Source organism: Streptomyces sp. NPDC001100, assembly GCF_053598575.1.
On record NZ_JBSFKO010000004.1, the window covers coordinates 31,841 to 58,750 of the forward strand.

General features: G+C 71.4%; 27 protein-coding genes and 2 pseudogenes. 16 read left to right on the top strand and 13 right to left on the bottom strand.

Going from position 1 to position 26,910, the window contains the following annotated elements; all coding sequences use genetic code 11:
• The first annotated feature begins 266 nt into the window (after positions 1 to 266).
• The 3 genes from ACWDEW_RS06540 (at position 267) to ACWDEW_RS06550 (ending at position 2,932) form a co-directional block, all read left to right on the top strand.
• Complete coding sequence (locus ACWDEW_RS06540) at positions 267 to 1,052, top strand: polysaccharide deacetylase family protein (RefSeq protein WP_450510222.1); 786 nt, start codon at positions 267 to 269, stop codon at positions 1,050 to 1,052.
• Entirely contained in the window at positions 1,052 to 2,236 is a 1,185-nt protein-coding gene (locus tag ACWDEW_RS06545) for a YVTN family beta-propeller repeat protein (protein WP_450510224.1), read from the top strand. Before ACWDEW_RS06540 ends, ACWDEW_RS06545 begins: the two co-directional genes overlap by 1 nt.
• An 87-nt stretch (positions 2,237 to 2,323) precedes the next feature.
• Positions 2,324 to 2,932: an ADP-ribosyltransferase gene (locus ACWDEW_RS06550; RefSeq protein WP_450510226.1), complete on the top strand. Its 609-nt coding sequence runs from the start codon at positions 2,324 to 2,326 to the stop codon at positions 2,930 to 2,932.
• 3 nt (positions 2,933 to 2,935) lie between these two features.
• On the opposite strand, the gene ACWDEW_RS06555 is transcribed toward ACWDEW_RS06550, so the two are convergent.
• Entirely contained in the window at positions 2,936 to 3,571 is a 636-nt protein-coding gene (locus tag ACWDEW_RS06555; RefSeq protein ID WP_450510228.1) for a GNAT family N-acetyltransferase, read from the bottom strand.
• Positions 3,572 to 3,628: 57 nt separating this feature from the next.
• Here ACWDEW_RS06555 and ACWDEW_RS06560 point away from each other — a divergent pair, with 57 nt between their 5' ends.
• The 5 genes from ACWDEW_RS06560 to ACWDEW_RS06580 all read left to right on the top strand — a co-directional run bounded on the left by ACWDEW_RS06560 (position 3,629) and on the right by ACWDEW_RS06580 (position 6,704).
• On the top strand, positions 3,629 to 4,546 hold the full coding sequence (locus ACWDEW_RS06560) for a MerR family transcriptional regulator (RefSeq protein ID WP_450510230.1): 918 nt from the start codon (positions 3,629 to 3,631) through the stop codon (positions 4,544 to 4,546).
• Between the two features lie 48 nt (positions 4,547 to 4,594).
• Positions 4,595 to 4,807, top strand: coding sequence for an EF-hand domain-containing protein (locus ACWDEW_RS06565; protein WP_200715263.1), 213 nt, complete (start codon positions 4,595 to 4,597; stop codon positions 4,805 to 4,807).
• 83 nt (positions 4,808 to 4,890) lie between these two features.
• Positions 4,891 to 5,460, top strand: a complete 570-nt coding sequence (locus ACWDEW_RS06570) for a GNAT family N-acetyltransferase (RefSeq protein ID WP_450510232.1) — start codon at positions 4,891 to 4,893, stop codon at positions 5,458 to 5,460.
• Positions 5,461 to 5,533: 73 nt separating this feature from the next.
• Positions 5,534 to 6,193: an NADPH-dependent F420 reductase gene (locus ACWDEW_RS06575; RefSeq protein WP_450510234.1), complete on the top strand. Its 660-nt coding sequence runs from the start codon at positions 5,534 to 5,536 to the stop codon at positions 6,191 to 6,193.
• A 61-nt stretch (positions 6,194 to 6,254) separates the two neighbouring features.
• Positions 6,255 to 6,704, top strand: coding sequence for a hypothetical protein (locus ACWDEW_RS06580; protein WP_450510236.1), 450 nt, complete (start codon positions 6,255 to 6,257; stop codon positions 6,702 to 6,704).
• Between the two features lie 3 nt (positions 6,705 to 6,707).
• On the opposite strand, the gene ACWDEW_RS06585 is transcribed toward ACWDEW_RS06580, so the two are convergent.
• The gene (locus ACWDEW_RS06585; RefSeq protein WP_450510238.1) at positions 6,708 to 7,265 is read right to left on the bottom strand and encodes a glycoside hydrolase family 25 protein; all 558 of its coding nucleotides are present in this window, start codon (positions 7,263 to 7,265) and stop codon (positions 6,708 to 6,710) included.
• 36 nt (positions 7,266 to 7,301) lie between these two features.
• On the bottom strand, positions 7,302 to 8,342 hold the full coding sequence (locus ACWDEW_RS06590) for a phosphatidylinositol-specific phospholipase C domain-containing protein (protein ID WP_450510240.1): 1,041 nt from the start codon (positions 8,340 to 8,342) through the stop codon (positions 7,302 to 7,304).
• 176 nt (positions 8,343 to 8,518) lie between these two features.
• On the opposite strand from ACWDEW_RS06590, the gene ACWDEW_RS06595 reads away from it, so the two are divergent.
• Entirely contained in the window at positions 8,519 to 9,505 is a 987-nt protein-coding gene (locus tag ACWDEW_RS06595) for an LLM class flavin-dependent oxidoreductase (protein ID WP_450510242.1), read from the top strand.
• A 112-nt stretch (positions 9,506 to 9,617) separates the two neighbouring features.
• Positions 9,618 to 9,794, top strand: a pseudogene (locus ACWDEW_RS06600) (mycothiol transferase); the annotation flags it as partial.
• 19 nt (positions 9,795 to 9,813) lie between these two features.
• On the opposite strand, the gene ACWDEW_RS06605 reads toward ACWDEW_RS06600, so the two are convergent.
• A complete protein-coding gene (locus tag ACWDEW_RS06605) occupies positions 9,814 to 10,722 on the bottom strand; it encodes an aminoglycoside phosphotransferase family protein (protein ID WP_450510244.1) in 909 nt (302 codons plus the stop codon).
• A gap of 133 nt (positions 10,723 to 10,855) precedes the next feature.
• Between ACWDEW_RS06605 and ACWDEW_RS06610 the strand changes: the two genes are divergently transcribed.
• Both ACWDEW_RS06610 and ACWDEW_RS06615 read left to right on the top strand, forming a co-directional pair.
• Positions 10,856 to 11,212: a PRC-barrel domain-containing protein gene (locus ACWDEW_RS06610; RefSeq protein WP_450510246.1), complete on the top strand. Its 357-nt coding sequence runs from the start codon at positions 10,856 to 10,858 to the stop codon at positions 11,210 to 11,212.
• A gap of 53 nt (positions 11,213 to 11,265) precedes the next feature.
• Positions 11,266 to 11,553, top strand: coding sequence for a hypothetical protein (locus tag ACWDEW_RS06615; RefSeq protein WP_450510248.1), 288 nt, complete (start codon positions 11,266 to 11,268; stop codon positions 11,551 to 11,553).
• Here ACWDEW_RS06615 and ACWDEW_RS06620 read toward each other — a convergent pair.
• The 4 genes and pseudogenes from ACWDEW_RS06620 to ACWDEW_RS06635 all read right to left on the bottom strand — a co-directional run.
• Positions 11,545 to 12,693: pseudogene (locus tag ACWDEW_RS06620) on the bottom strand (N(5)-(carboxyethyl)ornithine synthase); the annotation flags it as partial. The gene ACWDEW_RS06615 and the pseudogene ACWDEW_RS06620 overlap by 9 nt on opposite strands.
• 142 nt (positions 12,694 to 12,835) lie before the next feature.
• Positions 12,836 to 14,881: an eCIS core domain-containing protein gene (locus tag ACWDEW_RS06625; protein WP_450510250.1), complete on the bottom strand. Its 2,046-nt coding sequence runs from the start codon at positions 14,879 to 14,881 to the stop codon at positions 12,836 to 12,838.
• Positions 14,882 to 15,312: 431 nt separating this feature from the next.
• On the bottom strand, positions 15,313 to 16,248 hold the full coding sequence (locus ACWDEW_RS06630; protein WP_450510252.1) for a LysR family transcriptional regulator: 936 nt from the start codon (positions 16,246 to 16,248) through the stop codon (positions 15,313 to 15,315).
• Positions 16,249 to 16,277: 29 nt separating this feature from the next.
• A complete protein-coding gene (locus ACWDEW_RS06635) occupies positions 16,278 to 17,627 on the bottom strand; it encodes an aminotransferase-like domain-containing protein (protein ID WP_450510254.1) in 1,350 nt (449 codons plus the stop codon).
• Between the two features lie 146 nt (positions 17,628 to 17,773).
• Here ACWDEW_RS06635 and ACWDEW_RS06640 point away from each other — a divergent pair, with 146 nt between their 5' ends.
• The gene (locus ACWDEW_RS06640) at positions 17,774 to 18,421 is read left to right on the top strand and encodes a LysE family translocator (RefSeq protein ID WP_450510256.1); all 648 of its coding nucleotides are present in this window, start codon (positions 17,774 to 17,776) and stop codon (positions 18,419 to 18,421) included.
• Between the two features lie 24 nt (positions 18,422 to 18,445).
• Here the strand turns inward: ACWDEW_RS06640 and ACWDEW_RS06645 are convergent, their stop codons facing one another.
• The gene (locus ACWDEW_RS06645; RefSeq protein ID WP_450510258.1) at positions 18,446 to 19,624 is read right to left on the bottom strand and encodes a cytochrome P450 family protein; all 1,179 of its coding nucleotides are present in this window, start codon (positions 19,622 to 19,624) and stop codon (positions 18,446 to 18,448) included.
• A 153-nt stretch (positions 19,625 to 19,777) separates the two neighbouring features.
• Between ACWDEW_RS06645 and ACWDEW_RS06650 the strand changes: the two genes are divergently transcribed.
• Positions 19,778 to 19,912 carry a hypothetical protein gene (locus ACWDEW_RS06650; RefSeq protein WP_450510260.1) on the top strand — a complete coding sequence of 45 codons (135 nt, stop codon included), beginning with the start codon at positions 19,778 to 19,780 and terminating at the stop codon, positions 19,910 to 19,912.
• A 44-nt stretch (positions 19,913 to 19,956) separates the two neighbouring features.
• Here the strand turns inward: ACWDEW_RS06650 and ACWDEW_RS06655 are convergent, their stop codons facing one another.
• Genes ACWDEW_RS06655 through ACWDEW_RS06665 form a run of 3 tightly spaced genes read right to left on the bottom strand, consistent with a single transcriptional unit; the run spans position 19,957 to position 23,442 of the window.
• Positions 19,957 to 20,247 (bottom strand): hypothetical protein, encoded by a 291-nt coding sequence (locus tag ACWDEW_RS06655; protein WP_450510262.1) that lies wholly within the window; start codon positions 20,245 to 20,247, stop codon positions 19,957 to 19,959.
• A 7-nt stretch (positions 20,248 to 20,254) separates the two neighbouring features.
• Entirely contained in the window at positions 20,255 to 22,711 is a 2,457-nt protein-coding gene (locus ACWDEW_RS06660; RefSeq protein WP_450510263.1) for an ABC transporter permease, read from the bottom strand.
• Complete coding sequence (locus ACWDEW_RS06665; protein WP_450510265.1) at positions 22,705 to 23,442, bottom strand: ABC transporter ATP-binding protein; 738 nt, start codon at positions 23,440 to 23,442, stop codon at positions 22,705 to 22,707. The genes ACWDEW_RS06660 and ACWDEW_RS06665 overlap by 7 nt, the downstream gene beginning before the upstream one ends.
• A gap of 199 nt (positions 23,443 to 23,641) precedes the next feature.
• On the opposite strand from ACWDEW_RS06665, the gene ACWDEW_RS06670 reads away from it, so the two are divergent.
• Both ACWDEW_RS06670 and ACWDEW_RS06675 read left to right on the top strand, forming a co-directional pair.
• The gene (locus tag ACWDEW_RS06670; protein WP_450510736.1) at positions 23,642 to 24,904 is read left to right on the top strand and encodes a sensor histidine kinase; all 1,263 of its coding nucleotides are present in this window, start codon (positions 23,642 to 23,644) and stop codon (positions 24,902 to 24,904) included.
• Entirely contained in the window at positions 24,877 to 25,536 is a 660-nt protein-coding gene (locus ACWDEW_RS06675) for a response regulator (RefSeq protein ID WP_450510267.1), read from the top strand. The genes ACWDEW_RS06670 and ACWDEW_RS06675 overlap by 28 nt, the downstream gene beginning before the upstream one ends.
• Before the next feature lie 1,041 nt (positions 25,537 to 26,577).
• Here ACWDEW_RS06675 and ACWDEW_RS06680 read toward each other — a convergent pair.
• A complete protein-coding gene (locus tag ACWDEW_RS06680) occupies positions 26,578 to 26,892 on the bottom strand; it encodes a transposase (RefSeq protein ID WP_450510269.1) in 315 nt (104 codons plus the stop codon).
• Positions 26,893 to 26,910 lie beyond the last annotated feature (18 nt).

Below are 26,910 nucleotides of genomic sequence, written 5' to 3' on the forward strand. Positions count from 1 at the left end.
GTGCCCCTTTGGGGTGCTGTCGGGCTGGTCGCGCCCGCACGGCGGGGCCGCACATGGATACCGTCCCGTGCCCCTTTGGGGTGCTGTCGGGCTGGTCGCGCCCGCACGGCGGGGCCGCACATCGATGCCGACCCGCGCCCCTTTGCGGCGTTGTCGAACCGCAGTCGGATCGGTCGGGCACCCCCGTCGGACGGCCGTTCGAGGTGCGACCCGTGAGGGTCCCTCGATCGGGTTAATGCCCCGCTTTCTTGCTCAACGCCCCTTAAATGGACCGGGTGACCACGACCGACCGCCGTACGGCGTTGCGTGCGGGTGCCGGGCTCGTCGCCGGGGGCGCTCTCGCCGCCGGATGTGCCACGACCGGCCCCGCCGCAGCCCCCGCCGCGCCCGCCCGCGCCCCCGCCGCCAAGGCGACCCCGCTCCCCGCCCCCGCCCCGCGCGCCTTCTCCCGGCAGCCCGCGCAGATCACCCACGGACCCCGCGACCGACCCCGGATCGCGCTCACCTTCCACGGCCAGGGCGACCCCAAGATCGCCACCGCGCTCCTCACCGAGGCGGAGAAACACGGCGCGCGCGTCACCGTCCTCGCCGTCGGCACCTGGCTCGACACCCACCCCGAGATGGCCCGCCGCATCCTCGACGGCGGCCACGACCTCGGCAACCACACCCAGCGGCACATCGCCGTCAACACCCTGTCCGAGGCCGAAGCGCTGGCCGAGATCACCGGCTGCGCCGACCGCCTCAAGCGGCTCACCGGCTCGATCGGCACCTGGTTCAGGCCCTCGCGCGCCCCGGCCGCATCCCCCCTCGTCCAGCGCCTGGCCCACCGCGTCGGCTACCCGCACGTGCTGTCCTACGACGTCGACTCCCTCGACTTCACCGAGCCCGGCGCCCCGGCCATCACCCGCAAGGTGCTCGCCGAGGTCCGCGACGGCTCCGTCGTGAGCATGCACTTCGGGTACGCCGGCACGGTCGCCGCGCTCCCCGCCGTACTGCAAGAACTCGACCGCCGCGGACTGCGCGCGGTGACGACCACGGAGCTGCTGAGCTGATGCGACCCACCCCCCTCACCCGCGCCCTGGTCACCGGCGCCGCCCTCGCCGCACTGGCCGCCCTCGCCGGCTGCGGCTCGCAGAACCACGCCGACGAGGCCCTCGGCACCAAGGCCGCCCTCCAGCCGCAGCAGGAGAAGAAGGCGGTGGCGCAGGGGCTGCCCGGGATGCCGCCGGTGCTCGACCCGGCCGACGTGTACGCGGCCGACCGGCCCAACAGGCTCTCTCCGGTGGTCAGGGACTTCCCGTCCCGGGTCTACGTTCCCAACACCGGCTCCAACACGGTTTCGGTGATCGACCCGAAGACGTACAAGGTCATCGAGACCATCCCGGTCGGGGTCCAGCCCCAACACGTCGTCCCCTCCTGGGACTTGAAGACCCTGTGGGTCAACAACGACCGGGGCAACACCCTCACGCCGATCGACCCGCGAACGGGGAAGGCGGGCAAGCCCGTCGACGTGCACGACCCGTACAACCTGTACTTCACGCCCAACGGCAAGTACGCGATCGTGATGGCCTCCCTCGACCGGCAGTTGGTGTTCCGCGACGCGCACACGATGAAGACGGTGAAGGCGGTCCCGGTCAGCTGCTACGGCGTCAACCACGCCGACTTCTCCACGGACGGCCGCTACTTCATCGTCTCCTGCGAGTTCAGCGGCGAACTGCTCAAGGTCGACACCGAGAAGATGAAGGTGATCGGGCAGCAGAAGTTGCCGTTCCACGGCTCGATGCCGCAGGACGTCAAGATCTCGCCCGACGGCAAGCGGTTCTACATCGCCGACATGATGGCCAACGGCATGTGGGTGCTCAACGGCGACACCTTCGCCAAGCCGGACTTCCTGCCCACCGGCAAGGGCTGCCACGGTCTGTACATCAGCCGGGACTCGCGCGAGATGTACATCTCCAACCGGGGCGAAGGCTCCATCTCCATCTTCGACTTCACCAAGAACAAGCTGACGAAGAAGTGGCATCTGCCGCACGGCGGCAGCCCCGACATGGGCGGTGTCTCCGCCGACGGCAAGGTCCTCTGGCTCTCCGGCCGCTACAACTCCGAGGTCTACGCCATCGACACCCGCACCGGCACCCAGCTCGCCCGCATCAAGGTCGGCGGCGGCCCGCACGGCCTCGCGGTCTACCCGCAGCCGGGCCGCTACTCGCTCGGCCACACCGGCATCTTCCGCTGAAGTCGGATTGAAATGCGGTCAGTTGGACACGCCCTGTACGGGTGATGATCCACAGTCCGCCGCCGTGGAACCGGGATCGTGCCCCGCATGATCACCCTGCATCTGCGGCGGCGGGCCGCTGCCGCCGTCCTGTCCCTCGCGGCCGTCCTCGCCACCACCGCCGCGACCACCCCCACCCACACGGTCCGCACGCCGGTCCGGGCCGCCGCGCCCGCCTGCCCCCTGGTCGCCGACCCCGCGATGGCCGCCGCCGACGACCGCGTGGACATCTCCCGCATCACCCCGGACCCGGTCTGGCGCACCACCTGCGGCACCCTCTACCGCAGCGACAGCCGCGGCCCGGCGGTCGTCTTCGAGCAGGGCTTCCTGCCGAAGGACGTCGTCGACGGGCAGTACGACATCGAGAAGTACGTCCTGGTCAACCAGCCCTCGCCGTACGTCTCGACGACCTACGACCACGACCTGTACAAGACCTGGTACAAGTCGGGCTACAACTACTACATCGACGCCCCCGGCGGCGTGGACGTCAACAAGACCATCGGCGACACCCACAAGTGGGCCGACCAGGTCGAGGTCGCCTTCCCCGGCGGCATCAGGCGGCAGTACATCATCGGCGTCTGCCCGGTCGACAAGAAGACCAAGACCGAGATCATGAGCGACTGCGAGAGCAACCCGTACTACCAGCCCTGGCACTGACGCTCAGGGCGCGCCGAGCAGCAGCGCCTCCGCACCCACCGGACGGTAGCCCGCCGCCAGGAACGCCCGCATGCTGCGGGCGTTCCCCGGCGCGACCTGCGCCCACAGCGGCTCGTCGGCCAGCTGCCGCGCGGCGGCCACCAGCGCGCGCCCCAGCCCCCGTTGTCGTACGCCCTCCTCGATCTCGACCGAGACCTCAAGCCGCCCGGCGATCCCGCGCCCCATCACCACCACCCCGCCCTCCGTCGTCCACGCGCGCACGTCGTCGCGCCGGCCGCGGGCGTACACGATCCTCGGGTGGTCGCCGTCCGTGATCTCCTTCAGCGGGAGCGGGGGTTCGCCCGGCAGCGGGGAGCCCACGAGCATCGCGTCGACGGTCTCCGCCGTACGGCCCGTCCGGTCGAGCAGGGCCGCCAGGAACCGCGGGTTCATCGGCGCCGCGAGCGCGTCGCAGGGCACGGCGGCCAGGGTGTCGTGGACCCACCGCGGATCCTCGTCCGTGAAGACCACCGCGTGCGCGGTGAAGGCGAGCACCCCCGCGTCCCGCTCGGACGCCTGCGGCACGACGGTCGTACGGCCGTCCGGCGGTGGGAAGACACCCCGCGCCGCCGCGTCGAGAATGTCCCGGAGAGTCTCCATCACCGTGCTCCTCGCGCTCCTTGAGTCTCCACCCACTGGAAGGCCCACACTCACGACATGATCGACGACGGCACCGCACTGCTCACCATCGGGGAGCTGGCCAGGGCCACCGGACTGACCGTGCGCACCATCCGCTACTGGTCGGACGAGGGCGTCCTCACCCCGGTGACCCGCTCCGCCGGCGGCTACCGGCTCTACGACGCCGAGTGCGCCGCCCGCCTCGAACTGATCCGCACCCTGCGGGAGTTGGGCCTCGGCCTGAACGACGTACGCAAGGTGCTGGCGGGCGAGACGACGGTCGCGGAAGTGGCCGCCGCCCATGTGGTGGCGCTGGACGCGCAGATCCGTGCGCTGCGGGTGACCAGGGCGGTGCTGTCGACCGTGGCGCGACGCGGTTCGACCGCAGAGGAGATGACGCTCATGAACAAGCTGGCGCGGCTGTCGGCAGCCGAACGCAGGCGGATCATGGAGGAGTTCGTGGACGAGCTGTTCCACGGCCTCGACACCGTGGATCCCTCCATCGAGGAGCGGATGCGCACCATCGCGGTGGACCTGCCGGACGATCCGACGCCCGAACAGGTCGACGCCTGGGTGGAGTTGGCGGAGATGGTGCAGGACCCGGAGTTCCGGGCGCAGATGCGGGCCACCGTCGAGTTCAACGCGTCGGACCAGGAGCGCGCCGCCGTGCGCGGCCGGTCCACCTGGTTCCCCATGCGCCTGGTGCAGCTGGGTGCGGAGGCCCGGCAGCGGGGCATCGCCCCCGAGTCGCCGGAGGCGGAGGCGATCGTACGGGAGGTGCTGGGGGACGGCGGCGATCCGGCCGTCGTGCTCGAACGGATGGAGTCGGCGGCCAACCACCGGCTCGCCCGGTACCGGGAGTTGCTGTCCACGGTGAAGGGCTCCGGGCCCGCGGGGGCGCACCGCGAGGAGTTCGCGTGGGTGGTCGCCGCACTGCGTGCTCGGGCGGCCGGTTAATCTGGCCTCCGTCAACAGGCAGTAAAGCGTTACGAAGGGGCGGATCCGGTGGCGGACATCGAGGAAGCACGCAAGCATTTCCAGCGGATCGACACGGACGGTGACGGCTTCATCACCGCGGCCGAGTTCAAGACCGCCCTGGCACAGGGAGGCGACTGGAACGTGACCGAGTCGGTCGCCGAGGCCATCATCAAGACGCGGGACCTCAACGGGGACAAGGTCCTGTCGTTCGACGAGTTCTGGGCCCACCTGAACAAGTGACCCGGGAGTGACCCGAGCAAAAGGGGCGCCCGTCCTTCGGTGGACGGGCGCCCCTTCCGTTTTCCGCCTGTTAGCGTGCGCCGATGGAAGATCTGGGATCCGTGCCCTGGCCGCCCGAGCCGATCAGGACCGAGAGGCTGCTGCTGCGTGAGTCCGAGGCGCGGGACCGGGCGGTGTTCGTCGAACTGCTCGCCTCGCCGGAGGCGCACACCTATCTCGGCGGTGCCCGGCCGCGGGCCGAGTTGGAGCAAGAGGTGCCGGCGATCCCCGCCCGGTGGCCGGGGGCCTTTGTCGTCGAACTCGACGGGGTGATGATCGGGCACATCCTCCTCAGGCGAACGACGGCGACGGGGCACAGCCGGCCGGCCGCCGTGGGGAAGGCCGACCTCGGCTATCTGTTCCTGCCGCGGGCATGGGGATTCGGCTACGCGGCCGAGGCGTGCGCGGCGGCACTCGACTGGCTCGACGGCGTGCTTCCGGGCGAGCCGGTGATGCTCACCACCCAGACCGCCAACGCCCGCTCGATGCGGCTCGCGGCGAAGCTGGGGTTCGTGGAGGTGGAGCGGTTCGAGGCCTGGGACGCCGAACAATGGCTCGGTCTGCGGCCTCCGGTCGTCCCGTCCGGTCACCCGTACGGCGGCGGGCCGGAATAGCGGGCGGCCACCCGGAGTTCTCGCACCCAGAAGCATGCGTGTGCATGGATTCCGGATCGGCGAAGGGTCTGTCATGAAGATCGGCATCATCGGCGCGGGCAACATCGGCGGCAACCTCACCCGGCGGCTCACCGCACTCGGACACGACGTCTCCGTCGCCAACTCGCGCGGCCCGCAGACACTCACCGCACTGGCCGAGGAGACCGGCGCGACCCCCGTACCGGTGGCGGAGGCGGCGCGCGGGGCCGAGGTCGTCGTGGTCACCGTCCCGCTGAAGGCCGTACCGAACCTGCCGAAGGGCCTGTTCGACGACGCGGCCGAGAACGTCGCCGTCATCGACACCGGCAACTACTACCCCGGCCGCGACGGCAGGATCGCCGCCATCCTCGACGACGGCCGCACCGAGAGCCGCTGGACGGCGGAGCAGATCGGCCACACCGTCATCAAGGCCTTCAACGGCACCTACGCCCAGGACATCCTGGACCGGCACCGCCCCGCCGGCGCCCCCGACCGCCTCGCGCTCCCGGTCGCCGGCGACGACGAGGCGGCGAAGCGCGTGGTCAGGGCCCTGATCGACGACCTCGGCTTCGACACGGTCGACGCGGGCAGCCTGGACGAGTCCTGGCGCCAGCAGCCGGGGACGCCGGTGTACGGCCTGCGGGAGGGCGTGGACGGCGTCACGAAGGCACTGGCGGACGCGTCACCGGAGCGGACGGGCGACTTCGGGGGCTGACAACTCCCCATGTCCTCTACGGTTGTTGCCGGACCGCGGTTCGGAGCCGAGGGAGGACCCGGTGGAGGCCGATGCGCTGCCCCGTGTCGACGAGCACGCGACGGTGGTCGCGGCGGGCGTCGACGAGGTCTGGCGCGCCCTGACCGAGACGCTGGACCGCACCTTCTCCCGCCCTGGGCCGGCCCGTTACGCGCGGCTGGTGGGGTGCGCCGACCGTACGGCCTCCGGGCCGCGCCCCTTGGCCGAGGGCTCGGTGTTTCCCGGCTTCCGGGTGGTCGGCGCGGTTCCGGGCCGGGAGCTGGTGCTGCGCGGCTCCCACCGGTTCTCGGCCTACGCCTTCGTCTTCCGGCTCGACGAACTCGCCCCGGGGCGAACCCGGTTGACGGCCGAGACCCGAGCGGTGTTCCCGGGTCCGGCCGGCGCCGTCTACCGCCTTCTCGTCATCGGTAGCGGCGGCCACGCGGCCGGTGTGCGCCGCCTGCTGGCCGGGATCCGCCGCCGGGCCGAGTGAGCCTCAGGCGCTCTTGGCCCACGCCTGGAGGGCCGCCTTGCTCGCGAAGTCGGCCACGTCCTTGTCGTGCGGGTCGGAGGTGTACTGGTGGAACTTCCAGTCGGCCTCGATGCGGGGCTTGCCCGCCGTCGTGTAGTCGGCGATCCACAGGCCGTCGCCCGCGTAGGAGGTCTTGTCGATGTTCAGCCAGAAGTTGCGGTTCGTGTAGAGGACCACCCGGTTGTCCGGCCGCAGTGCCTTCACCTTGCGGATGAAGCTGTCCTTCTCCGCGTTGGAGGCGTGGGTGCCGTCGCCGGTGGTCTCCCAGTCGACGGCGAGCAGGTCGCCTGCCTTTTCGGGGGCCTTGCTCACGAAGTACTCCGCCTGGGCCGTGATGTCGCCGGGCCAGAGGAAGTGGTAGAAGCCGACGACCAGTCCCGCGTCACGGCCCGTCTTCGTCTGGGCGGTGAGTCTCGGGTTGACGTACGAGCGGCCCTCCGTCGCCTTGATGAAGACGAAGGAGGAGCCGGTCGTGCTGTACGCCGTGGACTGGTACGCGCTTACGTCGATGCCATGCAACATAGGGGGACTTGTGCCCTGTCCCCGGCATCCGGAACCTCAGCTTCTGGTGGCCACCGACGACAGGACCGAGGCCGATTTCGCCGACCAGTCAGAGGTGATCACACTTGCGTGATCGGCGGCCAACAGTGCCAATTTCGCGGCTGCTTCCGCGTCCGTGGGGGCCGTCGAGGAGATCGCCGGAGCCACCGCGTACGCGTCCGTCATGATCAGGATGTAGTGGTTCGTGGAGTAGAACGACGTGTCGTAGCCGTTGTTGACGTACGTCGCCGCGTCCCCGTCGAAGAACACGAACCAGGGGCGGATCGAGGTGTCCGAGGTCCAACGGGTCGATCGCGGATCGCCGTTCGCCGCGCCGAGTACGGCGGGGAAGGCCTGCGCCTGGGAGATCGTGCCGGCCGCGTACAGGTCGCGCAGATGGTCGCCGTACTCCTGGTCGGTCCAGTAGTGGTCGAAGGGGTTGGCCTGCTCGACCGTGCCCGGGATCAGTTCGAAGATGAACTTGCCCCTGAGGTCGTCACGGGAGGGCCACGCGTTCGCCTTGGCGGCCGCGTCGAGCGTGGAGTACGAGGAGCCGAGCAGGTCGGAGGGCTTGTAGACGCTGCTGCCGAGCTTCTGCGAGACCAGGGTGTCGAACGCGGTCGGGCCCAGGCCGATGGTCTGGTTGAAGCCCACCTTCATCTCGACCTTGACGATGATCGGCGCGTGGTCCGGGTGCAGGGCGTTCCAGGCGGCGATGTTGTCCAGGCAGCTGCCGAGATCCTGGTTGCGGTCCTTGCTGTACAGGTCGGCCGGTGTGCTCGCGTACTCGCAGTTGTTGTCGTTGGCGAACAGGTCGCTGTGGCTGACCCGCCACCGCTTGCTCAGACTGTCGACGTAGACGTCGAGTTCGAGCAGCGAGGCCCCGGAGTCCAGCGCCTGCGCCCAGTACGTGTACTTGTCCTTCTCGTACGCGTTGTGCGTGCCGATCGTCGTCGTCTCCGAGAACTTCGGCGCCGCCGCGTGGGCGTTGCCCGCGGCCCCGGTCATCAGCAGCCCGGCCACGCCCAGCAGCGCCGCCAGCCGTCTTATCGCCTTCATGGGTCAAGTCCCCTTCGCCGTCGCCTAGTTGGAGCCTTGGTGGCGGCAGCAGCGTAGGGCGAAGCGGTTACTCCCGGGTAGCCCCGGGAGGAACATCGGCTTCCGCTGGGGCGGGAAGGATGGTTATCGTCCCTCGGGTATTGTGTTCTTGCATGCGAGAATCATATTCTCGCCGGATGAATCGTCCTGGCCTGGAGTTCGCGCTTCGCTTCGACTTCCGCAATCCCGAGTCGGCCGGTACGTCCATGGCGGACCGGTACGCGGCGGCCCTGGACATGGCCGAGTGGGCCGACGGGCTCGGGTGTACGCGGATCACCGTGTCCGAGCACCACGGTTCGCCGGACGGCTATCTGCCCAGCCCGGTCCAGATGCTCGCGGCGATGGCCGCCCGCACGGAGCAAGTCCGTTTCCTGGTCGCCGCGTTGATCGCGCCCTTCCACGATCCGCTGCGCCTGGCCGAGGAGTTGGCGGTGCTCGACAACATCAGCCGGGGGCGCGTCGATGTGATCGTCGCGGGTGGTTATGTGCGCGAGGAGTTCGCGATGTTCGGGGTGCCGATGAACGAGCGGGCCGGGCGGGTCACCGAGGTGGTGACGACCCTCAAGTCGGCGTTCACCGGGGAGCCGTTCACCTACCGGGGACGCACGGTGCGCGTCGCGCCGGTGCCGTACCGGCCGGGCGGTCCCGCCGTGCTGCTGGGCGGCAGCAGTGAACCGGCGGCGCGGCGGGCGGCCCGTATCGCCGACGGGTTCGTGCCCTCCGTGCCCGAGGTGTGGGAGCACTACCGGGACGAGGTCGGCAGGTTGGGCCGGCCCGACCCCGGGCCCAGTCCCATCGGGCCGAACCCGGTGGTCGCCCTCGCCGAGGACTCCGACGCGGGCGGGGAGCGGATGGCGCCGTACTTCCCGCACGAGACCAACGCCTACGGGGTGTGGCAGGCCCAGGACGACGTGGTGGCGCCCTTCCGTACGGCAGAGGGGGCGGCGGAGTTGCGGCGCGGCGAGCAGTACCGGGTGCTGACGCCCGAGGTGTTCGTGCGTGAACTGAAGGCCGCGCCAAGGCGGTTCACCCAGTTCCATCCGCTGTGCGGGGGCATGCCGATGGAGTTGGCGTGGTCGAGTCTGCGGTTGTTCGAGGGGGAGGTGCTGCCGGCCTTCGGTTAGGGAGCCGTGGCGGATCGTGCGCCGGGGCGACAGTGGGTCGGTGCGGGTCGGTGCGGGTCGGTGCGGGTCGGTGCGGGTCGGTGCGGTGCGGGCGGTCGATCCGTGCTGCCCGGCCCGATCAGTCGCCCTCTTCTCCTCGGCAACCGATCCCGACGCCGAGGGCGACGACTCCTGGCGCGGAACAGTGTCGCTGCGCTGGGTCCTCATCCACATGGTCGAGGAGTACGCCCGCCACAACGGCCACGCGGACCTGCTCCGCGAGTGCGTCGACGGCGCGATCGGCATGTGAGGCCGGGACAGCCGCAGAACTAGGGCGCGGTGCTTTCGCGGAGGGTCCGGCGGTCGGTGTGTTCGGTGAGGACCTCGGTGAGCTGCCGGGTGGTCGCGCGGGCGACGCGGGGTTCGGTGGCCGCGTAACTCGTGTAGGCGTTCAGGCCGGTGGCCAGGGCCCAGCCCATGCCGCGGGTCCAGGTGGCGTCGTCCAGGCCGAGAACGGAACGGAAGACCGGGCGGGTGGTGGCCGACAACAGGGTGTAGGCGATGACCAGGTCGCAGGCTGGATCGCCCATGCCCACGCCGCCGAAGTCGATGACGGCGGAGAGGCGGCCGTCGACGGTGAGCAGGTTGCCCGTGTGGAAGTCCCCGTGGCACCACACCGGTTCGCGGTCCCACGCGGGCGCGCTCAGCGCGTTGTCCCAGACCTCGGTCATCGCGGCGGCGTCGAACACCCCGGCCACCGCCTCGATCGCCGCACGGGTCTCCTCGTCGCGGTCGGCCAGCGGGGCCCGGACCAGCTCGGAGTGGACACCGGGGACCAGTTCCCCGGCAGGCGGGATCTCGTGCAACGCCCGGAGGAATTCGCCCAGTTGACGGGCCGTCAGTTCCGGGTCGCTGAGGTCTTCGGCGCTCGCCGTGGTCCCGTCCAGCCAGCGGGTGACGGACCAGTGCCACTGATAGCCGCAGCCCGGCGTGCCGAGCCCCAGCGGTTCCGGGACGGGCAGGGGCAGATGCGGGGCCAGCCGCCGGAGCCAGATGTGCTGCTTGGCGGCCTCGCCGTCGGCCCAGTCGCTGCGCGGCAGCCGTACGGACATCGTCTCGCCGAGGCGGTGGATGACGTGATCCGCGCCGCCCTGCTCCACCAGGGTCAGGGGCAGATCGGCCCACTGCGGGAACTGCGCGGCGAGCAGCCGGCCGACGAGTGCGGAATCGATGGTCATCTTTCCCCCGAGTGCAAGTGCCGGTTGATCGCCCCACGTTACCGATCGACTCGGCGGTGGCAGCCGAGAGTCATGACAGGTCCCCTGGCGGGTACCCGGAGCACGGGGAACCCGTACAGAAGGAGTGGGAGCCATGCTGCACGCAGCGGATGTCAGGGAGTGGCGCGAGCGCGATGTCGTGGACGCGGAGTCCCACAGGATCGGTGTGCTGGAGGCCGTGTACGTCAACACCGCCACCGACGAGCCGGCCATGGCCACGGTCCGCACCGGACTGCCCACGCGGCACCGGCTCACCTTCGTCCCCCTGGACGACGCGATCCTGGGGCCGGACTACGTCAAGGTCGGCTACCCCAAAGCCCTGGTGAAAGAGGCTCCTTCGATGGGCACCGACGACGTGCTGCCCGCCGACCGGGAGGAAGCGATCTTCAAGCACTACGGCCTGCCCTACAGCCCCGGCGCAGGCGGCGAGCGCCAACTGGCGCGCCGCTGACGCCACCTGGCGCCGGGGGGTTTCAACTCGGCTTTCCGGGCCACTCGTTGAGCATGTCCACACGCTACGGCGGAAGCCCCGCGGGGACGGTCATCTCCGTCATCGCGGACATCGCGGCACTGATCCTGATCCTCTGGATCGGCCTCTACCTGTTCGACGCCAACACCGCGAACAGCACGGTCGACTGGGTCCACCACGCGGCCAACTGGCTATCCGGCTGGTCGCACAACCTCTTCACCATCCACTCGGCCGACTGGCGCACGGTGGTCAACTACGGCCTGCCCGCGCTGATCTACCTCTTCATCGGCCACGCGGTGGCCGCCGGCGTCAACCGGAGCTAGATCCGCCGCGTGCGGGTAGACGGCCGAACGGTGCTGGAAGGAGAGGATCTTCGGGTTCTGGACGACTCCGTCCCGGATCTCGATGGCCTTCCGGACCGTGACGTCCTTGTCCCACGCCGTGGGTCCGCTCATGACCTTGCGCAGATACGGCAGGAGCGCCTCGCTGATCTCCCAAGTGGCGGAGTTCCAGAGGTGGGAGGGGCTGTGGTCCACCGCGTAGTAGTGGCAGCCGTTCCCGACCGTGGCCATCGGGTCGCCGAAGCCGCTCGGGCGGGCCCAGGCGAAGCCCATGCCCTCGTCGCAGGCCACGTCGACGAAGAAGGTACCCGGCCGGAACAGGGCGAGCTCCTCGTCGTTGACGAACATCAGCGGCGCGTCGGTGTCCTGGAGCACGCAGTTGACGACGATGTCGAACCCGGCGAGGTACTGCGCCAGCGGCACCGGCCCGAGCCCGGTGACGGCCTCCAGGCGCGAGGGATCGTCCTCCCGTTCCTGGAAGTGCCCCATCACGACCGACGGCATCGGTGAGGCCACGGCGGCGGCGGCCCGCTGGGTGAGCACCGTGACGTCGGAGACGCCCATCGCGCCCAGGCCGGTGACCGCGCCGCGCGCCGTGGCGCCGAAGCTGATCACACAGGCCCGCAGCCGGCGGCCGTAGCTGCCGGTCAGTCCGCCGAGCTGGAGGGCGTGCAGCACCGAGCAGTAGCCGGCGAGCTCGTTGTTCTTGTGGAACACATGGACGCTGAAGGCACCCGTCGACGTCCAGTGGTTCATGGCCTCCCAGGCGATCAGGGTCAGCCGTCGGTCGATGCCGATCTGCGTCATCTTCTCGTCCTGCACACAGTGCGGCCAGCCCCACAGCACCTGGCCCTCGCGCAGTTCGGCGACGTCGTCGTGCATGGGCTTGGGCAGCAGCATGACGTCGCACTCGGCGACCAGCCGCTCACGGGATCGCAGTCCCGCCACGAGTGGTCGCAGCGCGTCGTCGGCGACGCCGAACCGTTCGCCGTAGCCCTCTTCGAGGTAGATCCGCTTCCGGAGGTCCGGGGCGATCCGTTCGAGGTGGCTGGGGTGCAGGGGCAGACGGAACTCGTTCTCCTTGCGGGAGGAGGCGAGGACTCCGAGACTCAACAGACTCATGGGGCGGCTCGTTTCCGGCCGGACACGTAGACGTTCCGGCCTTGCCGTTCCCCGAGGGCGACGCCGAAACGGCTGACGGCGTGCGAGGTGCGCTCGGTACCGCCAACCGTACTCCGTCCCTGGCGGGGCGGGATTCCCCCGCCTACGCGCCGTCCCGCCTGCGGATCAGGTCCCGGTACAGGGCCGCCTGCTCCTCTTCCGTCTTCGCGTTGGCCAGTGCGGACTTCCAGTCCTTCTCCAGGTCCTTCAGCCGCTGCATCCAGTCGCCGAACCTCGTGAGATCGACGAGGCGCTGGTTCTTGTCGAGGGGAGCCTTGCCGCCGAGCTTGTCGTCCTTGTGGCCGCCGACCTGGCTCACGGGGTTGCTGTTCTTCTCGCTGCTCGTCAGGCCGTGCTTGTAGCCGTCGGGAGTCTGTCCCCCGGGCCCCGCGGTCTCGATGCCGACCTGCAACGCCCCGTCCCGCTTGTGGGTGGGCGGCTTGTACCCCATGAACATGTGCCCGTACGACTCGTTCGGCAGGATGGTGTCGCCGTGGTAGTCGGTGTTCCCCATGCCGCCGAGGGCCATCGGCAGGCCGTAGAGGTGGCTGTGGGGATCGCCCCAGTTCCGCAGGGTCGCGCCGATCTCGCCCTTCTCCACGAACTCGCCCCGTGTGCCGTCCGCGCTGTTGTCGCCGATCTTCATGTGATGCGTGGCGAACGCGCGCCGGTACACCGGCTTTTCGGGCGTCGACCTGGGCTCCCAGGGCTTCCGGTTCTCCTTGGTGATGTGCAGCCACTGCGGCAGCTCGTAGCCGTGCTGGCCGTCGGCGAGCTGCGGGACACGGATGTTGACGCGTCCGCCGTAGGCCAGGGCGTGCGCGATGTCGCCCTCGAAGTCCTCGTGGATGCCCGCCTCCGGGTTGTAGACCTCCAGCAGCTCCTTCAGGATCAGGAAGATCTTGGTCAGCACCTCGGTACCGCGCTCGACCCGCTCCCGGTGCTTGCGGGCGTCCGGCACGGCGTCGTCGATACCGGGCGGGAGCATGGTGTCGACGACGGTCCGGAAGATCTGCTCGTTCCGCTCCCCGGTGAGCCGGTCCTTCTCCTCCTGCGGGGTGGCATCGTCGTGCATGGCCATATGGCGGCCGAGCTGGTAGTCGGAGCGGGTGGGCTTGTCCGGGTCCTTCCCCTCGCCGAGCTCCTCGATGCTCTGCTGCCAGCGCAGGGTCGCCACGAGCAGCCGTATGCCCTCCGGCTGCTTCAGCCAGCCGCGGAAGTCACCCGCCTTGAGGTACGCCAGCGCATCGGCGCGCGTGCACATCCCCACGGTCTTCAGCCACTTGGGGTCCTCGGCCTCCACCGCCCCGATCGCCTGGAGCTCCTCCTCCGAGAGACTCGGCCCACTGCGCACCCGCTTGTGGATGACGTCCCGTACGTCCTTGTTCCGGAACGGCTTGCCCTCCCCGACGATCAGCTGCGCGAGCCGGGCGACGGCGGGGGGTGAGGCGGAGGGCGGGGGCGAGACGGCGGTCGCGGGACCGGGGCGGTCCGCCCGCTGCACGGGGACATCGCCGTCCGCGCTGCGCTGCACCGCCCCGGCCGGTACGGCGGCCCCGGGCAGGGCGAGGTCGGGGGCGGCGCCCCGGGCCAGCTTGCGGCCGTTGGCGCCGGCGCTCCGCTCGAACGGGTCGTCGGGGTGGGAGACCTTCTCGCCCGTGCCGGTGAGGGTGCCGGGCACGGGCCCCAGGGCCTGCTGGCGGACGTGGTCGACCTCCTCGTACATCACCTCGTCGTCCACCCGGCCGCCGCCGAGCACGATGTGGGAACCGGTGGTGTAGGCGAGGGCGCCGAGTTCCTCCGCCGAGCGTTGGGCGACCGGCCCGCTGTGCACGCGTACATGACCGAAGTCCATGCGGTAGGCCTGCTCGGCGCGCTGGAGGATGCGGGGTTCCAGGGGGCGGCCGGGGGAGCCCACGGCGTCCGGGACGGACGACCGCCGCTGAACCGGCACGGCCGCCCCGGTCCCCGCACCTTCCGGCTCCACGGCGTGCTCCTCGTCCCGGGCCCGCTGGATCGCGAGGGCCACCGCGGCGTTTCCGGCGGCCCGTTGGAGCGCGGCGAGGGGAGGCAGGGCGGCGGCCGGCCGGGGCGCGGGGCGACCGCCGGCCCGGTCGGCGCCGGAATGGTTCTCTCCCTGGATGCGCATGCGCGGTTCCCCTTCGCTCGACGGGTGCCCTTCCCTCTTACCGGACGGGGGCCGGGCGGTGGGAAGTCCGCAGGGGCAGAACGGGGGGCAGACTTCGCGGCGCCGTGGGCGCGGGCGATCTTCGGTGGGGCGCGCTCGGGTTGGTGTGGGGTCCCTCGGGCCGGTGTTCAGGTTCCGGTGGCGGCTTGGGCGGTCTGGGTGGGTGTGGTGGGCGGGCGGTGCCGGGGCGGATTCTCCGGCGTTGTGGGCGTTGTGGGCGTTGTGGGCGTGTGGTTGTGGGTGGGGCGCGCCGGGTCGGTGTGGGGTCGCCTCGGGCCGGGTGTCCAGGTTCCGGTGGCGGCTTGGGCGGTCTGGGTGGGTGTGGTGGGCGGGCGGTGCCGGGGCCGACTCTCCGGTGTCGTAGACGTGTGGTCGTCGGCGGGGCGCCCCGGTCAGTGCTGAGTCGCCCAGGCCGGTGTCCAGGTTCCGGGGGAGTGGTGGGCGGTCGTCGTGGTGGCGAGGTGGGTGCGGAGGGCGGGGAGCGCCGGGTGGGGGTTGTCGCGGTGCCAGAGGAGCGAGTGCGGGTACACGGGTGTCGGGTCGGTCACCGGGATGCGGCGCAGGTCGTGGCCGGCGGGCCAGACTAGGCGGGTCCGCGCGGTGGTGAGGGTCGCCAGGGCGGGGGTGTCGGCGATGGTGTCGAGGAGTGCGTCGGAGCCGAAGTTGGGGCCGGTCGCCTCGATGGTCAGGCCGAACTCGGCGACCAGGGCGTCGTAGTAGGCGGTCCACTCGGTTCCGGGGGCGAGGCCGGGCATCCAGATCCGGTGCCCGGTGAGCTGGGCGAGGGTCACCGAGCGGGCGTCCGCCAGCGTGTGGGCGGGGCCGGTGAGGAGCTGGTGCGGCTCGTCGAGCACCCGGACGGACTCGATGTCCTCGGGCAGGGGGTGGCCCGGCACGGTGACGGCGCGGAAGGACGCGTCGATCGCGCCGGACCGGATGGCGGCGACGGCCGTGTCGACGTCGGACAGCATCACCACGTCGAGGTCGGTCTCGGGGTGCGCCCGGTGGAAGTCGCGCATCAGGGCCGACGGCGCTACCCGCGAGGCGATCACGTCGACGCGCAGCGGACGGCGGTCGGAGCGAACGGACGCGCTCGCGCGCTCCGCGACGCGCAGCAGCTCGCGGGCGTGGGGCAGGAACGCCTGCCCGTGGATGGTGAGTTCGGCGCCGCGCGGGGTGCGCGTGAACAGCCGTACGCCAAGAGCGCGTTCCAGCGCGGCGACGCGTTTGGAGACGGCCTGCTGGCTGATCGACAGGTCGGCGGCGGCTTTCTGGAACTGGCCCGCTTCCGCGACGGCGACGAAGGTACGTACTGCTCCGAGGTCCACGGCGACCCACCTTAGGCAACGACACCACGTCAGTCGGTGACGAGGTCCTCCGGTGTGGAGCGGGCGAGTTCGGCGAGGGTGCCGAGGGCCCAGGAGAGGGTCTCCGGGTCGGGGGTGGCGAGGCCGAGGCGGACGGCGTTGGGGGAGTGGTGGGGGCCGACGGTGAACGCGGCGGCCGGTACGACCCCGATGCCGTGCCGCGCGGCCGCCGCCACGAAGGTGTCCGCGCGCCACGGGCGGGGCAGTCGCCACCAGCAGTGGAAGGAGCGGGGATCGCTCCGCACGGCGAACCCGGCGAGCTGCCGGGCCGCGATCCCCTGTCGTACGGCCGCTTCCTTCTGTTTGGCCGTGACCAGCGCCTGCACCGTGCCGTCCTGCTGCCATCGGTGGGCCACCTCCAGGGCGAACAGGCCCGGGGTGCAGCCGCCGGACCGCAGGGCGGAGGCGATCCCGCCCGCCAGGGCGCCGGGTGCCACCGCGAACCCGAGGGTCAGGCCGGGGGCGACGCGCTTGGACAGGCTGTCGATCAGGACGGTCAGTTCGGGGGCGTACGCGGCGAGCGGCGGCAGTTCGTCGCGGAGGAAGGCCCAGATGGTGTCCTCGATCGCGGGGACGCCCAGGCGGAGCAGTGTCCCGGCCAGCCGCTCGACGCGCTCGACGGGCATGGTGAGGGAGAGCGGGTTGTGCAGCCTCGGCTGGACGTAGACGGCGTGCAGCGGGGTGGCGGTGTGCGCCTCTTCCACGGCTTCCGGGACGAGTCCGGCGTCGTCCATGGCCAGCGGGACGAGGGTGATGCCGAGGCGGGCGGCGACGGCCTTGACGACGGGGTACGTGAGCTCCTCGACGCCGAGCCGGGCACCCGGCGGTACGAGCGCGGTGACGGCGGCCGCGATCGCCTGCCGTCCGTTGCCCGCGAAGAGGATCCGCGCCGGGTCCGGGCGCCAGCCGCCGCGGGCGAGCGTGTCGGCGGCGGACTCGCGGGCGGCCGGGAAGCCGGAGGTGCCGACCGGCCGCAGCGCGGACCCGAGGGCGTCGGGCCGCAGCAGACCGGCGAGGCCCTCGGCGAGGAGCGCACCCTGTTCGGGTACGACCGGGTAGTTGAGCTCCAGGTCGACGCGCCGGCCGTCGGCGGGTTCGGTGAGCGCGGGGGCGGAGCCGGCCGGGTCGGCGGATATCGCGCGGACGAAGGTGCCGCGGCCCACCTCGCCCACCGTCAGGCCCCGCCGGGCCAGTTCCCGGTACACGCGGGTGGCGGTGGAGTTGGCGATGCCGTGCCGCCGGGCGAACTCGCGCTGTGGGGGGAGTCGGTCACCGGGGCGGAGGGCGCCGGACCTGATCTCCCCGGCCACGGCGTCGGCGACGCTCTGGTAGTCCCGCACGGTTCTCCCGCCCTTCTCGATCGGGCGCCCATCCAATCACCACATTGCACCGAGTGCAATGTGAACATTGCATCGAGGTGTGGGTCTGGAATACGCTCCGAACGGCGCCCCGGGACGCCAACGCACCGACGACACAAGGGGTATTCATGGTCGAACCGAGCGGCATACTCGGCGTGACGGCGGTGGCTCTGGGCATGGTGCTCACCCCCGGCCCGAACATGATCTATCTCGTCTCCCGCAGCATCACCCAGGGCAGGCGCGCCGGGATGGTCTCCCTCGGCGGGGTCGCACTCGGCTTCATGGTGTACCTGCTCGCCGCGAACCTGGGCCTGTCGGTCTTCTTCGTCGCCGTGCCCGAGCTGTACTTCGCGGTGAAGCTCGCCGGTGCCGGATACCTCGCCTACCTGGCCTGGAACGCCCTGAAGCCGGGCGGGATCTCCGTCTTCGCCCCGCAGGACGTACCGCACGACTCGCCGCGCAAACTGTTCACGATGGGCCTGATGACGAACCTGCTCAACCCGAAGATCGCCATCATGTACCTCTCGCTCATCCCCCAGTTCATCGACCTGGACAGGGGGCACGTCCTCCTCCAGGGCCTCGTTCTCGGCTCGGTCCAGATCGTGGTCAGCATCGCGGTCAACCTCGCCATCGTCCTGGCGGCCGGCGCGATCGCCGTCTTCCTCGAACGCCGTCCCTCCTGGCTCAGGGTGCAGCGCTACGCGATGGGCACGGTTCTGGGCACCCTGGCCGTCTCCCTCGCCGTCGACAACTCGGGCCCGGCCAGGGCGAGTTGACGCCACGGCGGGCCGCCGCTCGCCTCACACCACGACCGGCAGGGAGGTGAGGCCGCGCGTCAACCGCGTGTGCCGCCAATCCAGTTGCTCCACGGGACGTGCCAGCCGTACGCCGGGGAAGCGGGCGAAGACGGCGCGGAGCGCCAGCTCGCCCTCCGCCCGCGCGAGCGGGGCTCCCAGGCAGCGGTGGATGCCGTGGCCGAAGGCGAGGTGTCCGGTGGCACCGCGGTCGAGGTCGAGCCGGTCCGGGCCGGGGAATCGCGCGGGGTCGCGATTGGCGGCGCCGGGCGCGATGAGTACCGGAGCACCGGCGGGGATGTCGGTCCCGCCGAGCGTGAGCGCTTCGGTGCTGTAGCGGAACGTGGCGATGCCGACCGGGGAGTCGAAGCGCAGCAACTCCTCCAGAGCCGTGTCGAACAGCTCCGGTTCGGCCTTCAACCGGGTGAGGGATTCCGGGTGTTGGAGTAGGGCCAGGGCCGCGTTGCCGATGAAGTTGGTGGTGGTCTCGTGGCCGGCCACGAGCAACAGCACGGCGAGCGACACGAGTTCGGCCTCGGTCAGCCGGTCCTGGCCGTCGCGCACCGCGATGAGGTCGTCGAGCAGACTCTCGCCGGGGGAGGCGCGCCGGGCGGCGACGAGGTCGGTCATGTAGGTGCCGACGGCCTGCGAGGCGGCGTCGATCCGCCGGGGATCTCCCGCGGTGAACAGCTCGCCGGACCATGTGTGCAGCAGCCCGCGGTCGGCTTCGGGTACCGCCAGCATCTCGCAGATGACGGTGACCGGCAGCGGTACGGCGAGGGCGGCGACGAGGTCCACCGGCCCGTGGTCGGGCCAGGCGTCGAGGAGTTCGTCGACGAGGCCGGCGATGTAGGGACGCAGCTTCGCCACGGCCCCGGTGCTGAACGCCTTCGTCACCAGGGCCCGTAACCGCGTGTGCTGCGGGGGGTCGGTGGCCAGCATGTTCTGCGAGACGGCCGGATGGAGGTCGCGGTCGGAGAGCCGGCCGGCGAAGAACCGCGCGGTGTTCTTGGAGAGCCTGGGGTCGGTGAACGCCTCCCGGGCCTCCGCGTAGCCCGTGACCAGATAACTGACACGCCCTGCCGAACCGGTGGGCACCGGCTGCACCGGGGCCGCGTCCCGCAGCCGGGCGTAGGTCGGATAGGGGTCGGCGAAGAACCGGGGGTCCTGCAACGGGTCGGTCATGCTCGCGAGTCCGTTCCTGCGGCGGCAGTTCGTCGGCGACGCTATCCGGGATCGCCTGCGCGTGGGTGCGGGTGCGGGTGCCGAGGGTCAGCTACTCGGTTCCGGCACGGAGGCCGCCCTCCCCGGCGGCGCCACCGGGGGGCCGGCGGCGCGATGTCCGCCAGCGACTCGCTCCCGGCCTTCTCCGCCTCTACGACGGCCCGCCGCACCGCGGTCCACCATCGCGTCTCCTTCCGGTGCGCCGACCAGGCCGCGTGTGGCGACGCCCCGGTCGCGGCAGCCGGTTGAAGGGCCGACTCCGCCCACCGCTTCTCCCACTGCACCGGATGGTGCTAGCGAGCGCCCTCGCGCAGCAGCATCCGGCGGATCAGGTTCTGCTCGGGAAGCGGGCGGGCCTGCTCGGTTCCTGCGGGAACATCCGGATGAAGTCGTCTGAAGTCGTCGTCGGCCGCCAGGACGTTCCGGGCGACGTCATGGGCGTGGCAGGGCCGGCCGGAGACGCCCTCGATCGCCGTCTGTCGGGCCGGGGCGACGCCGCTGCCCGCCGCCGGGTCCATGGGGAACGGCGGTTCGTAGCCCAGGGCGTAGACGTACAGGGCGGTGCGCTCGGAGACGTACAGCACCGGTGTGTCACTCCCGGACCCCCGCGAGTTCCACCGCCCGGCGGCGCAGGGCGATCGACGCGGGGACGACGGACGACACCACGGCGAGCACCGCGCTGGCGCCCACGGTCACGCCGATGGCCGTCCAGGGGAGCTCGATCGTGGTCCACACCGACAGCAGGCCCAGGGCGCTCCACATGCCCGCCAGGTTGAGGACGGCGACGAGGAGTCCCAGTACACCGCCGACCGCGACCACCGTCAGCGCCTCGGCGCCCACCAGCCGCAGCACCTGCCACCGGGTCGCCCCGGCCAGCCGCAGTACGGCGAGGTCGCGGACCCGGTCGGAGGTCGCCATGACCATGGTGTTGGCCAGGGAGATACCGGTGTAGAGGAGGGCGATGCCGAGCACCAGCAGGAAACCCGTCCGGGTCGTCCGGTTCGTCTCGGGGTAACTCGCCTTCACCCATTGGTCCTTGGTGCGGACCTGCCCGCCCGGGCCGCGCACGGCGGCCCGCAGTCCGGCGGCCGCGGCACCCGCGTCGGCGCCCTTCGTGAGGGCCACGTCGACCCGGTCGACGCTCGCGCCCACGGCGTTGCGCGGGGTGAGGTAGACGCCGTTGTTTCCGGTGCCGGTGGTCATCACCGCGGCGATCCGCAGGGTCTTGCGCGTGCCGTCGCCGAGCCAGACCCGCACCCGCTCGCCGACGGTGTGCCGCTGCCATTCCTCGTTGACGACGATCGAGCCGTCGTCGAGGTCGCCGATCCGTCCGGAGGTGATCGGCAGGTGTGTGGTGGCGGCCAGCGGGCCGGGATCGGCGGCGCGGGCCTCGCTTTTGACGAGTGCCACGCCGTCCTCCAGGACGTAGACGGTGCTCGACGAGCTCGCGGACACCTCGGTGCCGGGCACCGCGCGCAGCCCGCGCAGGGTCGCCGCGTCGAAGCCGGCGCCGCTCGCCGGAGTGACGACGAAGGCGGCGGCCGTCCGCTCACGGATCTCCGTGGCCCTCGCCCCGTTCAGCGTCGCGGTGGCGCCGAGCAGCGAGCCCGCGAGGGCGACCGTGACCAGGACGGGCGCGGCGATCGCGGCGGTGCGCCACACCCCGGCGGCGGCGTTCTCCCGCACCAACATGCTGCAGGCTCCCGGCAGTTGGGCCGGCAGCCAGGCGATCAGCCGGGTCAGCGGCCGCACCACGACGGGCGCGAGCAGCGCCACCGCGGTGATCAGCAGCATCGGCCGGCTCACATAGGTCTTGCGATGCAGCAGGTCGCCCGGGTCGCCGACCAGGGCCAGGCCCAGGGTCACGGCGGCGGCCAGCAGCAGCCCCGCGCCGAACAGCAGGCGGCCCCGGGTCATCGGCCCGCTGTCCACGGACGCCTCGCGCAGCGCCTGGGTCGGACCGGTGCGGCCCGCCCGCCAGGACGCGGCCACCGCACCGCACAGCGCGACCAGCAGACCGGTCCCGAAGGCCGCGCAGTACGGCCAGGTGGCGCCGCCGATGGCGAACCAGCCCGGGGCGAGCCCGCCGTCGACGACCCAACCGGCCAGCAGAGGAGCGCAGTTGGCGCCGAGTACACAGCCGGCGGCCGAGGCGAGCACGCCGACCGCGAGGGCCTCGACGAGGACCGTCCGGCGGATCTGCCCCGGCGTCGCCCCCGCCGTGCGCAGCAGCCCGAACTCCCGGCGCCGCTGCGCGACGGAGAACGCGAACGTCGACGCCACCACGAACACCGACACGAAGGTGGTGACCCCGCCCGCGGTGCCGAACATGGCGTTCATCGCGGCGAGCGCCTCGCTGTCCCGGTCCGGGTCGGCGTCGGCGTAGCGGCGCGCGGCACCGGTGAGGACCCGGACACCGGCGCTGCCGCGCACCGCCGCGCGTACGGCGGCCGGGTCCGCGTCCACGGCCAACTGGGTGCTGGCGGGCGCCAGTTGGGCCGCGCGTGGGTCGGCGTAGAACACGGCGTTCTCGAAGCCGCGCCCGGCGACGGTGCCGACCACGAGGACGGTGCCGCGATCGGTCCGCACCCGCTCGCCCGGCTTCGCCCAACCGCCGCTCACGACAACCTCGTCGGCGGTGCGGGGCGCGCGTCCCGCGGCGATCCCGTACGGCGCGAACGCGGCCGTCGACCAGGGGTGGCCCACCAGATCGCCGGGGCCGCCCCGCGCCCGTACGGCGAAGGACCGGTCCTCGACGACGGTGCCGAGCTTCCTGAGCTTCGCGACCACGGCGGCGGGTACGGCGCGCGGCCGGGCCAGCTTCCGCACCCGGTCGCCGTTCGGGGTGGGCACGCGCAGGGTGTCCGGGCCCTTCACCACGACGGGCGCCGCGGCGAACCGCTCCGGCTGCCGCGCGGGCGCGTGCAGCGACGAGGCGAGGGCCAGACCCATGACGGCGACCAGCGCGACCCCGAGCGAGAGCGCGACGAAGCTGCCGGCGAAGGTGATCCAGCGGCTGCGCAGGGTGCGCAGGGCGACGCTCAGCACGGCGCGGCCTCCAGCTCGGTCAGCCGGACGGCGATGTCGTCGGCGCTCGCTCCGGCCGTCTCGCCGTGCACCCGTCCGTCGACGAGGAAGACGACGCGGTCGGCGTACGAGGCGGCCACCGGGTCGTGCGTGACCATGACGACGGTCCGGCCGTCGGCGTCGACCATGCCGCGCAGCAGCTTCAGCACCTCGCGGCCGGTCCGCGAGTCGAGGGCACCGGTCGGCTCGTCGCCGAAGAGCACCTCGGGGCGGGTGATCAGGGCACGGGCGAGCGCGACGCGCTGCTGCTGACCCCCGGACAGCTCCGTCGGACGATGCCGCGCCCGGTCGCCGAGGCCGACCTGTTCCAGCACCTCGCGCACCCTGGCCCTTGCCGGGCGGCGGCCGGCGAGCCGCAGGGGCAGCGCCACGTTCTGCTCGGCGGTCAGGGACGGCAGCAGGTTGAAGGACTGGAAGACGAACCCGATGCGCTCGCGCCGCAGCAGGGTCAGCCCGGTCTCGGTCAGTTCCGTCAGGTCGGTCCCGCCCACGACGACCGCGCCCGAGGTGGGCCGGTCCAGCCCCGCGGCGCACTGCAGCAGGGTCGACTTGCCGGAGCCGGAGGGACCCATGACGGCGGTGAACGTGCCCTCCGGGAAGGCGAGCGAGACCTGGTCGAGCGCCGTCACCGCGCTGTCACCCGCCCCGTACCGCCTGCTGACGGAGCGCAACTGGATGGCGTCCTCGTTCATGTTCCCCCACTGTTCGATGCGATCGACCGGTACGTGACCGCTCCACGAAACCGCGCGGAAGCACCGCGCCGCAGTGCGGCAGAGGCGAGACCCGGGGTAGGGCCAGGCCTACCCCCGCCCGTCCCCCTGGCCCCATGGCACCGGCGGACCAGCAGCTTCTACGGTGACGGGTATGCACCCTCGGAACGTGTGGCAGGCCATGGCCGGGCCCGGCTTCCTGCTCTCGCCCTGGCCGTGGCGGTCCGTCGCCTACCTGCTCACCGGCGTGCTGACCGGAGTTGTCGCGCTCGTGGGCATCGCGGGCACGGCGTTGGCCGGCGGTGTCCTCGCCCTCGTGCTCGTGGGGATCCCCCTGCTCGTCCTGGTGGCCCTCGCCGGGATCCCGGTGGCGTGGGCGGACCGGCACCGGCTGCGTCTGATCGACCGCGACCCGGCCGCCGACCTGCACCGGGTACCGGCCGCCGAGGGGCTGTGGCCCTGGCTGACGACACGGCTGGGGGAGCGGACCACCTGGCGGGAACTCGGCCACGCGCTGCTGTTCGCCGGGCTGTTGTGGCCGGTCGACGCCCTCGCGCTCACGGCCGGCCTGCTCGTCCCGTCGTCGATGATCGCGACCCCGCTGGTGCTGGCGACGGCCGGCGACGGCCGGGAGACCAAGGTGCTCAAGGTCTGGACGGTCACCACCTGGCCCACGGCCCTCGGGGTCGCGGTCCTCGGACTTCTCTTCCTGGCCCTGGGCGGCTACCTGGTGGGGGTCGCGGCCGGCGCCCGGGCGGAACTGACGCGGCTGCTGATCGCGCCGCGCGAGAGCGATCTCGGGGCGAGGGTCGTGGAACTGACGCGCTCGCGCTTCCGGCTGGTCGACGCCTTCGAGGCGGAGCGGCGGCGCATCGAGCGCGATCTGCACGACGGCGCGCAGCAACGCCTGGTGGCCCTGTCGATGACCCTCGGCCTGGCCCGCCTCGACGCCCCGCCAGGACCGCTGGCCGACCAGCTCGCCAAGGCCCACGAGGAGGCGGGCGAGGCGCTCGCGGAACTCCGCGAACTCATCCACGGCATCCACCCCAAGGTCCTGGCGGACTACGGCCTCCAGGCGGCGGTCGCCGACGCCGCGGACCGTTCCGCGGTGCCCGTGGACGTCGAACTGGAGCTGTCCGGGCGGCTGCCCCAGGCGGTCGAGGCCGCCGCCTACTTCGTCGTGTGCGAGGCCCTCGCCAACACCGCCAGGCACAGCGGCGCCAAGTCCGCGGCGGTGACCGGGAGTTACCGCGACGGACGGCTGCTCCTCCAGGTGTCCGACGACGGCCGGGGCGGCGCGGTCGCCGGGGCCGGCAGCGGACTGACCGGACTGGCGGACCGGGTGTCGGTGCTGGATGGGACACTTCGCCTGTCCAGTCCACCGGGCGGACCGACCCTGCTGTGTGTGGAGTTACCTTGCGAACCGACCGACCGCTCCGCGTAGTTCTGGCCGAGGACAGTGTGCTGCTGCGGGAAGGACTCATCGGTCTGCTCACCCGCTGCGGCCACGAGGTGGTGGCGGCCGTCGGCGACGCTACGGCACTGACCGCCGCGGTCGAGGAGCACACCCCCGACATCGTCGTGACCGACGTCCGCATGCCCCCGGACTTCCAGGACGAGGGGCTGCACGCGGCGGTACGGCTGCGCGAGCAGCGGCCCACCCTGCCCGTGCTGGTGCTCAGCCAGTACGTGCAACGGACGTACGCCGCCGAACTGCTGGACTCCGGGGACGGAACGGGCGTCGGCTACCTCCTGAAGGACCGGGTCGGCCAGGTCGAGGAGTTCATGGACGCCCTGGGCGAGGTCGCCGACGGAGGCACGGTCGTCGACCCCGAGGTCGTACGCCAGCTGCTGCGCCGCCGCCGCGATCCGCTGGAGCGGCTCACCCCGCGCGAGCGGGAGGTGCTGGCCCTGATCGCGCAGGGCAGGTCGAACGGCGCCGTCGCCCGCGAACTGGTGGTGTCCGAGGCGGCCGTCGGCAAGCACATCGGCAGCATCCTCACCAAGCTGGACCTGCCACCCGCGACCGAGACCCACCGCAGGGTCCTGGCGGTCCTCGCCTATCTGCGGGCGTGACACCGGGCCAGGTCCGCCCGACCTGGTCGCAACCAATGTCCGTCCCCGTCACAAGAGGTCGATCAGCCCCGCCGTGAACTCGGCCGTCGTGGCCGTGCCTCCACGGTCCGGGGTGCGCAGTCGGGTGGTGGTCGTCCGGGGGCTGCCCTCAGCACTCGATGATGTTCACCGCAAGCCCGCCCCGAGCCGTCTCCTTGTACTTCACGGACATGTTTACGGCTTTTGATCATGGTGCTGACCTGCGGATTTGCTCTGGGAGGGGTCGCCTTGAGTCACGTCGGGGACTTTTCGGGGACTTTCTTTCCCAGGGCTGCCTACAAGGTATCCGACGGTGTGTGCCATGGCGGTGGGAGTGGATCTCTTGGTTCAGCGCGGGCGTCCGTTCGCTTCGTCGGGAAGTACGCGAGCCTCAATGATGACGGCGCGGCGGAGATTCCGGTGGGGGCGCTCGACGAGCCGGCCGGACTGGTGGACGTAGTCGCCGACCGCATCGAGACGGACGGGTGGAGCATCTGCCCTTGTGGTGACGATCGCGACCAGAGCGAAGTGGACGCCGGCTCTGTCCCGGTCATGCGCTCTTGTGCTCGCTTTCCGCTCCGCCCGAACTGTACTCCCTCAGCGTGCGATTCCGGCAAACCGCCTCGCGGTTGACGATCCCTGCTGCCGATCACGCCACCGGCCAGCACGAGCACTCCGTCCCTGACTCACACCAGCTCCGCGACCAGCAACTTCAAGTTGGAATCAGCTTTCGCCTACCGAGCGGCGGCCTTTGTGCTGCCGATCTCGACACGGACCGGGTCACCGACGCCTTCACGGACCGCTGGACCGGCAACGAAGGAGATTACCGATGCCGGGCGTCAACGGTGATTGGTGTGGCTCGTCCCTTGGACGTGATGAGCCATGCCAGTACCTGCACGGCCAACGGCCCTTTGTCGGGGCTCTCGTCCTTTCAGTACGCGCCGCCCCTCTCTGGGGATGGCGGCGGCCACCAGCGAGCACCGAGGTGTCCACAGGTTCGACGGGTGGTAGCGCAGCGGGTGTTCAAGCGCGGGATGGCGGGGTTGTCAAAGCCATACACGTCGCGGCGATGGTCTTGGTGACCCGGTTGGTGCCTTCTTCGGAACCAGCGTTGGTGATCCCAGCGTGCGGGAACGCAAGGATCTCTGACCACGATGCCTCGACGGTTGTGACCAGGCTCTGCAGTTCGTGAAGGTCGGTGTCGGCGCTTCGGCGGTAGAACCGGTACAGCACATCGCTGGCCTGTCCCCGGTCCGGGCGGTGGCGCGAGCAGGTCCAAGCGGTCTTCCTTGGCGTTCCGTTCCACTCAAGTGTCAGGCCTCTGCGCTGGGTACACACTTTCCGGGACGACAGGGG

Excerpts from the sequence above, each read along its gene's own strand:
- ACWDEW_RS06540 (WP_450510222.1), top strand. The coding sequence starts at position 267 with ATGGACCGGGTGACCACGACCGACCGCCGTACGGCGTTGCGTGCGGGT.
- ACWDEW_RS06545 (WP_450510224.1), top strand. The coding sequence starts at position 1,052 with ATGCGACCCACCCCCCTCACCCGCGCCCTGGTCACCGGCGCCGCCCTC.
- ACWDEW_RS06550 (WP_450510226.1), top strand. The coding sequence starts at position 2,324 with ATGATCACCCTGCATCTGCGGCGGCGGGCCGCTGCCGCCGTCCTGTCC.
- ACWDEW_RS06555 (WP_450510228.1), bottom strand. The coding sequence starts at position 3,571 with ATGGAGACTCTCCGGGACATTCTCGACGCGGCGGCGCGGGGTGTCTTC.
- ACWDEW_RS06560 (WP_450510230.1), top strand. The coding sequence starts at position 3,629 with ATGATCGACGACGGCACCGCACTGCTCACCATCGGGGAGCTGGCCAGG.
- ACWDEW_RS06570 (WP_450510232.1), top strand. The coding sequence starts at position 4,891 with ATGGAAGATCTGGGATCCGTGCCCTGGCCGCCCGAGCCGATCAGGACC.
- ACWDEW_RS06575 (WP_450510234.1), top strand. The coding sequence starts at position 5,534 with ATGAAGATCGGCATCATCGGCGCGGGCAACATCGGCGGCAACCTCACC.
- ACWDEW_RS06585 (WP_450510238.1), bottom strand. The coding sequence starts at position 7,265 with ATGTTGCATGGCATCGACGTAAGCGCGTACCAGTCCACGGCGTACAGC.
- ACWDEW_RS06590 (WP_450510240.1), bottom strand. The coding sequence starts at position 8,342 with ATGAAGGCGATAAGACGGCTGGCGGCGCTGCTGGGCGTGGCCGGGCTG.
- ACWDEW_RS06595 (WP_450510242.1), top strand. The coding sequence starts at position 8,519 with ATGAATCGTCCTGGCCTGGAGTTCGCGCTTCGCTTCGACTTCCGCAAT.
- ACWDEW_RS06605 (WP_450510244.1), bottom strand. The coding sequence starts at position 10,722 with ATGACCATCGATTCCGCACTCGTCGGCCGGCTGCTCGCCGCGCAGTTC.
- ACWDEW_RS06610 (WP_450510246.1), top strand. The coding sequence starts at position 10,856 with ATGCTGCACGCAGCGGATGTCAGGGAGTGGCGCGAGCGCGATGTCGTG.
- ACWDEW_RS06615 (WP_450510248.1), top strand. The coding sequence starts at position 11,266 with ATGTCCACACGCTACGGCGGAAGCCCCGCGGGGACGGTCATCTCCGTC.
- ACWDEW_RS06625 (WP_450510250.1), bottom strand. The coding sequence starts at position 14,881 with ATGCGCATCCAGGGAGAGAACCATTCCGGCGCCGACCGGGCCGGCGGT.
- ACWDEW_RS06640 (WP_450510256.1), top strand. The coding sequence starts at position 17,774 with ATGGTCGAACCGAGCGGCATACTCGGCGTGACGGCGGTGGCTCTGGGC.
- ACWDEW_RS06645 (WP_450510258.1), bottom strand. The coding sequence starts at position 19,624 with ATGACCGACCCGTTGCAGGACCCCCGGTTCTTCGCCGACCCCTATCCG.
- ACWDEW_RS06650 (WP_450510260.1), top strand. The coding sequence starts at position 19,778 with ATGTCCGCCAGCGACTCGCTCCCGGCCTTCTCCGCCTCTACGACGGCC.
- ACWDEW_RS06665 (WP_450510265.1), bottom strand. The coding sequence starts at position 23,442 with ATGAACGAGGACGCCATCCAGTTGCGCTCCGTCAGCAGGCGGTACGGG.
- ACWDEW_RS06670 (WP_450510736.1), top strand. The coding sequence starts at position 23,642 with ATGGCCGGGCCCGGCTTCCTGCTCTCGCCCTGGCCGTGGCGGTCCGTC.